Source organism: Vreelandella hamiltonii (assembly GCF_014651775.1).
GTDB lineage: Bacteria > Pseudomonadota > Gammaproteobacteria > Pseudomonadales > Halomonadaceae > Vreelandella > Vreelandella hamiltonii.
In genome coordinates this window covers 63,875-70,414 of record NZ_BMXN01000018.1, presented here as the reverse complement: position 1 = coordinate 70,414, position 6,540 = coordinate 63,875, and the positions used below count along the sequence as shown (strand labels likewise).

Here is a 6,540-nt window from a genome sequence, read left to right as displayed (position 1 = left end):
TGATGGTCATATCGCCGCATAGGTGTGCCGAATGATGCTGTGCACTATGCCAGAAAAATCAGGTGGTTGTCGACAGGCTATCCGCAACCACCTGAATAGTTACGAGTGAACTTGCCTACCGGGGTATGTTCCAATAAAGGCAAACGAACGATGGAGGCATATATGCCACAGATGAATCGCGATCAACGTAATGCTGCCTGGCAAGCTGCGCACCAGTGGCGCGCCCGAGCTGCTCAGTCACGCCCCACTGGCGTAATGGGCAGCGTCAAGCTGCTGCTGACCTGGCTTGCCTTCGGGGCGCTGATGATCGTCGGCATGGTACTGGGCCTGATATTTTTGCTGATCGGCTGGGCTATGATGCCCTTCGTGCGCCACAAGATGAAAAAGCGCATGGAACAGATGCGTGCCGAGCAGGCTCAGGATATCGGTGGCGGCTATGCCTCTCAACGTCATGCCTCTTTCCAAAACCAGACATCTCATGGCCATCGCCCACACCAGGACGTTCTGGAAGGCAGCTATGAAGTGAAGGACGAGCCGCGCCACTGAGTCGGCACGTCACCTGACCAGCACGTCACTAGGGTGGTGCTTGTATCCAGGCAAAGGCCGCTGCCAGCGCCAGCGGCATGACCACCAGACTGCCCAGATTACCGATCAGTACCAGCGAAGCCACCTTGTGTGGTTCCAGCTTGTACTGTTCCGCGACCAGATAGTTGAGCACTGCCGGGGGCAGCACTGCAAATACCAGCAGCACGGCGGTCTGCAGCGAGTTCAACGGCAGTAGCCACATCAAGGGCAAGGCAACCACCAGCCCCGACAGCGGGCACAGCACGGCACCCAGCAACCCTGTGCGCCAGTCGCTGAAATCGATCTCCAGCAGCCGTACCCCCAAGGCAAACAGCATCAGCGGGATACAGATACCTCCCAACATGTGCATGGCTTCCAACAGCCAACTGGGCAGTGCCACTCCCCCCACATTGACCAGCAGCCCTGCCACACTGGCAGCCACGATGGGCATGCGCAGCATCCGCCACAGGGAAGTACGCGGGTCCAGCATGTAGAGCCCTACCGAAAAATGCAGCAGCATTTCGATGATGAACACCACCACGGCAGCGGGCAGCGCCTCGGGCCCAAAGGCAAGCACCAGTAGCGGCACTCCCATGTTGCCGGAGTTGTTGAACATCATGGGCGGCAGGAAGACCTTGATGTCCAGCGAGAGCCACTTGGCCACTGGCCACAGCACCAGGCCGGAACCCAGCACCACCAGGGCAGCCGCCGTTGCCAGCCAGGCATAGTCGGCCAGCGGCGCTTGGCGGTCTGCCAGTACGGCAAATACCAGCAGCGGCACGAACAGCTCCATGTTCAGGGTATTCAGGCTGCCGATGTCGGGGCTGCGGTAGCGCCCGTAGGCAGCGCCGCAGCCAGCAATGAGGAACACCGGCAGCAGCGTGGCGAGTATGTGGCCGGTCATGGGCGGCCCTGCCGAACAGGCGAGCCCGCTGGGGTTGTGGCATGCATGTCCTGTCGTCCTTGTTGTTATCAGGCTACTGCTTATCAGGCTATCTTTTTCAGCCTATCTTTTCAGCATGGCGGCTGCCCATTAGCCCTTGGTGGATCAGGCGCCCAGAAAACGCTGCCACAGGTCCGCCACCACGTGACGATGGCTCGCCAGCTCGCTGGCATCGCCTTCGGCCTTTTCGCCGGTCAGCGCGGCCCGGTGTGTACGGCTGCGGTAAGCCAGGTAAGCCTCTTTCAACTGTTCGGCTTCGCTGGGGGTGATATGCCCGCTGTCGGCCAGGGTTTCCAGAATGCGGATATTGTCGCTGTAGGTCAGCAGCGCGGGCGTCTGGTGGGCAAAGGCCAGCACGGCATACTGGCACAGGAATTCGATGTCCACCATGCCACCCGCATCGTGTTTCAAGTCGAAGGTGCCTTCGGCGCTCACGGTATTGGCCACCCCCTTGCTGCCTAAATGGTCACGCATCTTGTGGCGCATGTTGACCACATCGCTGCGCAAGGTGTCCTGAGCACGTTCGACGCCCAGAATCGCACCACGCAGCGTCTCGAAGCGAGCGGCCAGTGCGTCACTGCCCGCCACCACCCGGGCCCGCACCAGCGCCTGGTGCTCCCAGGTCCAGGCATTCTGACGCTGATAGTCGGCGAAAGCCTCCAGCGAGGTCACCAGCAGGCCAGCGTTGCCCGAAGGCCTCAGCCGCATATCCACCTCGTAGAGGCTACCCGCAGGCGTGATGGCCGTCAGCAGGTGAATGATGCGCTGCCCCAGGCGAGTAAAGAAGACCGGGGTGTCCAGCGAACGCGGACCATCGGTGGCGCCCTTGCCGTCGCTGTCGTGCAGGAACACCAGATCGAGATCCGAGCCGTAGCCCAGCTCGATGCCGCCCAGCTTGCCATAGCCAATGATCAGAAACGCCGGCTCACGGTTATTACAGCCAGGGGGCACGCCATGCTTGCGGGCCAAGTGCTTCCAGGCCATGGCCAGCACCGCTTCCAGAATCACTTCCGCAATGAAGGTCAGGTAATCGCTCACTTTCATCAGATGCCGCGTACCGACCACATCCGATGCCGCCACGTGCAGCATCTGGGCGTGCTTGAATACCCGCAGTGCTTCCAGCTGCGCCTCTTCGTCATCCTCGGGCAGGCGATTGAGCGTCTGACGTAGCTCGTCGGCAAGACGCGCCTTGTCGGCAGGTGTGTAGAGCGTGTCCGGAGTGAGCAGCTCATCGAGCAGGATGGGGTATCTGGCCAGCTGCTCGGCAATCCAGGGGCTGGCGCAGCAGAGCCGCATCAGATGCTCCAGCGCATGGGGGTTTTCACGCAGTAGCGCCAGATAGGCCGTCCGCCGCAGCACGGCCTCGATCAAGGGCTGCACCCGCGCCAATGCCGTGTCCGGCGCGTCGCTGCTGGCCAATGCCTCCAGCAGGAGCGGCATCAGGGCGTCCAGCCGCTCGAAGCCTATGCGCTGCATGCTCTGCACTGCCCGTGAGTGGTAGAGGCTGACCAGCCGCTTGTGGGCTCGCTCAGGCTCATGGAACCCTGCCCCGGCCAGCAAGGCCTGCGCCTCGTCGGGCTCCAGCTCTTCGCGCCACAGCAGGCGCCACTGCGCCAGGGCGTTTTCGCTCTGCGGCTCGTCGGCTTCTTCTTCGGGGTCGGCAATCACGGCATCGAAGTGTCGACGCACCCGCTCACGCACGCGGTTCAACTGCTCCTGCAGGGATGACCAGCCGTCGTAGCCCAGCGCGAAGGCAACCCGCTCGCGATCATCGTCATCGGTGGGCAGTTGCTGGGTCTGGCGATCTTCCAGGGCTTGAATGGCATGTTCCAGATCACGCAAGAAGGCGTAATCCGGCAGCAGCTCGTCCACCACGGCAGTGGGCAGCAAGCCCAGTTCAGGCAGACGATTGAGGGCCGTGTACAGCGATGTCACTTGCAGCTCGGTATCCCGCCCACCGCGAATCAATTGAAACGCCTGCACGATGAACTCGACTTCACGAATGCCCCCGGGCCCCAGCTTGATATTGCTCTCCATGCCCTTGCGTTTGACTTCCCGGTTGATCATCGCCTTGAGTTCGCGCAACGACTCGATGGCGCCGAAGTCCAGATAGCGGCGATAGACAAACGGGCGCAGGCTCGCCAGCAGCGTCTGCCCAGCGTCGATATCCCCTGCCACGGGGCGCGCCTTGAGCATGGCGTAACGCTCCCACTCACGCCCCTGATCCTGATAGTAGCTGTCCAGCATCGAGAAGCTGCCCACCAGCGGTCCACCGTCGCCCAACGGGCGCAGACGCATATCCACGCGAAACACGAAGCCGTCGGCCGTCATGGCATCCAGGGCAGCAATCAAGCGCTGGCCGAGCTTGGTAAAATACTCCTGATGCTCGAGGGGTTTGCGCCCTCCCTGGGTTTCGCCTTTTTCGGGGAAAGCAAAGATCAGGTCGATATCGGAGGAGAGGTTCAGCTCGCCCGCGCCCAGCTTGCCCATGCCCAGCACCACCAGGCGCTGGGGTGAGCCATCACTTCGCACGTCAGGCAGCCCCCACCGGGAGGCGTAAAAGTTTTCTAGCCAACCCAGTGCCGCCTCGATGCACACTTCTGCCAGCCAGGAAACCGACTGCGCCGTCTGCCACATGGTGGCGCCTGCAGGCCGATTCAGGTCACGCCAGACGATGCCCAGCATACGGGCACGGCGAAAGCGGCGCAGGGTACGCTGCAGGTTCTCTTCCTCCTCGCAGCCTGCCAGGGCGTCGTTCAGCCACTGCACGAGCGTCGCCTTGTCGGGAGCGCGGTCCAGCTCTCCTGAAGCCTCCAGCTCGGCCAGCCAGTGGGGAAAGCGCGCCAGGGTTTCCAATGCGAACGTCGAGACCGTCACCACGCGGGCCAGCGCTTCACGACGCGCCTCTGGCAGGTCATGCCATGGCCCAGAGGGCAGTGCCTTGCCGGTCATCGAGGCCAGGTTGTCGGCCTGTGTCAGGGCATCCACGAGGCGCTGCCGAGCGTCGGCGGCCGGGCCTGACAGTACGTCAGGCAGCGTGGTGGTGGAAAAGAGAGCCTGCGGTGTCTGCATATCTACCTCTGCGCCTAACGCACGTCGAAGTGACACGACTCATTGCTGGTCGGTCATTGGGCCATGGGGGCGGGTCAGCCCAGCCACTTCTCCCAGCCTAACAGGCCCCAGGTGAGCCCCGCCATGATGAGTGACAGCATGACCGCCGCCGAGCCGATATCCTTGGCACGGCCAGAGAGTTCGTGGTGTTCGGTGCCGATACGGTCCACCACGTTCTCGATGGCGCTGTTCAACAGTTCCACGATCAGTACCAGCAGCAGGCTGCCCACCAGCAGCAGCCAGCTGACCGGGCCCTCGCCGATCCACCAGGCAAACGGCAGCAGTACGGCGGCAATGGCCAACTCTTGACGGAAGGCGGCTTCGTTACGAAACGCGGCCTTCAGGCCTTTCCATGAGTAGCGCGTGGAGTGAACCAGATGGGTTAACCCGGTGTGTTGTGGCTTCATGCCCGTTGTCTCGTCTGCACGTTGATTAATGAGCCAGGATCATGGCGTCCAGATCCAGGGAGAGCGGGTCGAGCACTTCCGGCCAGCTCAGATAAGGGGTACTGCCGCTGCCGTTGACCAGTACGCTGAAGACTCCCCAGCGCCCTTGCGCCGTGCGGAAATAGCCCGCCACTGCGCGCACGGCAAAGGGTTGATTCAGCGTACCGGTCTTGAGCATGACGTTATTCTGGAACGTGGGCGAACCGCGGCGAATGAAGCGCATCACTCCGTTGGCAGGCGACTGAAACGATGCCACGAAGCTCGGAAACAGCGCGCTCTGACGATACATGTCTTCCAGCATCACGTTGGTACCATGGGCAGACGTGCGGTTGTCCGTGGTCAAGCCGCTACCGCTGGAAAGCGTGATCGGGCCGTGGCCAGACAGCCCCTGGGCATAGGCCTCGATGGCCTGGCCCGCCTGACGCAGCTGTGCCTGGGGCGTTTCCACCAGGTTCAGCGCCAGCACATCGGCCATGTAGTTGTTGGAATAGTTCATCGTCCGCAGCAGCAGCTCCTGCAACGGCTGACCGTCGACGGCGGCCAGACGACGCGCTTCGCTGGGCGGACGCGTCGAGCCCACTCGCCAAGGGTCACGTACCGTCACCCCCGCCTGATTCAGCATGGCCAGCAGAAGCTGTGCCGTTTGCTCTGCCGCATCGCCAGCCCCACGATAGACATCCCGGGCCGCCGCGTTGGTGGAAATCTGTCCCGTCAGGCGCATGACGTCGCCACGCTCATCGGTGATCCGCTCTGCGCTGATTTCCGTACCGCTATTGGCCGGACGTGTGACGACCTGATTGTCGATCACGATCAGCGGCGCGGTGCTGTCGCACAAGCCCGTGCGCGCAGGCTGACCGGCAGTGGTGGCGGGCGCCACGTTGACGCACCAGGTGCCAAAGTTGACCCCCGCCGAGGTCAGCGGCGCACTGTAGGCATTGGCGACCCGCGTGCGTGCGTTGCAGCGGTCGGTGGTGATGCACTCCACCGGGCCAAAGCGCCACTGGCTGACCACCAGCGCGCCGTCCACATGCTCGACGCCGGCCAGCTGCAGGCGCTGCACCAGCCGCCAGAGGTCTTCGCTGGTCAGTCCGGGGTCACCGCCGCCCTCGAACACCAGGTCACCACGGAGCACGCCATTCTCCACGGGCGCGGTGCTCACCAGCTGGCTGGTAAAGCGGTGTTGAGGGCCAAAGCGGTTGAGCAGCGCGGCCGCCATATAGGCTTTGGTCACCGACGCAGGCGCCAGCTGACGCTCGGGGTTCAGGCTTCCCAGCAGCAGGTCACCGGGGCTGCCACCCTCCAGCAGGCGCGCCTCGGCACTCACCGAAAACCCTTTGGCTTCCAGCTGGCTCAACCGAGTGAAATCCGCCCACAGGGAGGTACTGGCGCAGAGCGCGGCACTGGCGATACCCGCCACGACACTGCCACGCAGCCAGCGCGCAGGTAAGTTAAAAAAACACGTCACGTTTGGCTACC

At 62.9% G+C, this 6,540-nt stretch carries 5 protein-coding genes; 1 reads left to right on the top strand and 4 read right to left on the bottom strand.

Annotated elements, in window-relative coordinates:
• Nucleotides 1-162 precede the first annotated feature (162 nt).
• A complete protein-coding gene (locus tag IE091_RS13960) occupies nt 163-546 on the top strand; it encodes a hypothetical protein (RefSeq protein WP_189463906.1) in 384 nt (127 codons plus the stop codon).
• Nucleotides 547-574: 28 nt separating this feature from the next.
• Here IE091_RS13960 and IE091_RS13955 read toward each other — a convergent pair whose 3' ends face one another.
• From IE091_RS13955 to dacB, 4 genes are all read right to left on the bottom strand, one after another.
• Entirely contained in the window at nt 575-1,468 is an 894-nt protein-coding gene (locus IE091_RS13955; protein WP_039182898.1) for an AEC family transporter, read from the bottom strand.
• Nucleotides 1,469-1,612: 144 nt separating this feature from the next.
• A complete protein-coding gene (gene glnE, locus IE091_RS13950) occupies nt 1,613-4,579 on the bottom strand; it encodes a bifunctional [glutamate--ammonia ligase]-adenylyl-L-tyrosine phosphorylase/[glutamate--ammonia-ligase] adenylyltransferase (protein ID WP_189463905.1) in 2,967 nt (988 codons plus the stop codon).
• A gap of 74 nt (nt 4,580-4,653) precedes the next feature.
• Nucleotides 4,654-5,025 (bottom strand): diacylglycerol kinase, encoded by a 372-nt coding sequence (locus IE091_RS13945; RefSeq protein ID WP_016916107.1) that lies wholly within the window; start codon nt 5,023-5,025, stop codon nt 4,654-4,656.
• 25 nt (nt 5,026-5,050) lie between these two features.
• Complete coding sequence (gene dacB, locus IE091_RS13940; protein ID WP_189463904.1) at nt 5,051-6,529, bottom strand: D-alanyl-D-alanine carboxypeptidase/D-alanyl-D-alanine endopeptidase; 1,479 nt, start codon at nt 6,527-6,529, stop codon at nt 5,051-5,053.
• Nucleotides 6,530-6,540 lie beyond the last annotated feature (11 nt).

Excerpts from the sequence above, each read along its gene's own strand:
- IE091_RS13960 (WP_189463906.1), top strand. The coding sequence starts at position 163 with ATGCCACAGATGAATCGCGATCAACGTAATGCTGCCTGGCAAGCTGCG.
- IE091_RS13955 (WP_039182898.1), bottom strand. The coding sequence starts at position 1,468 with ATGACCGGCCACATACTCGCCACGCTGCTGCCGGTGTTCCTCATTGCT.
- glnE (WP_189463905.1), bottom strand. The coding sequence starts at position 4,579 with ATGCAGACACCGCAGGCTCTCTTTTCCACCACCACGCTGCCTGACGTA.
- IE091_RS13945 (WP_016916107.1), bottom strand. The coding sequence starts at position 5,025 with ATGAAGCCACAACACACCGGGTTAACCCATCTGGTTCACTCCACGCGC.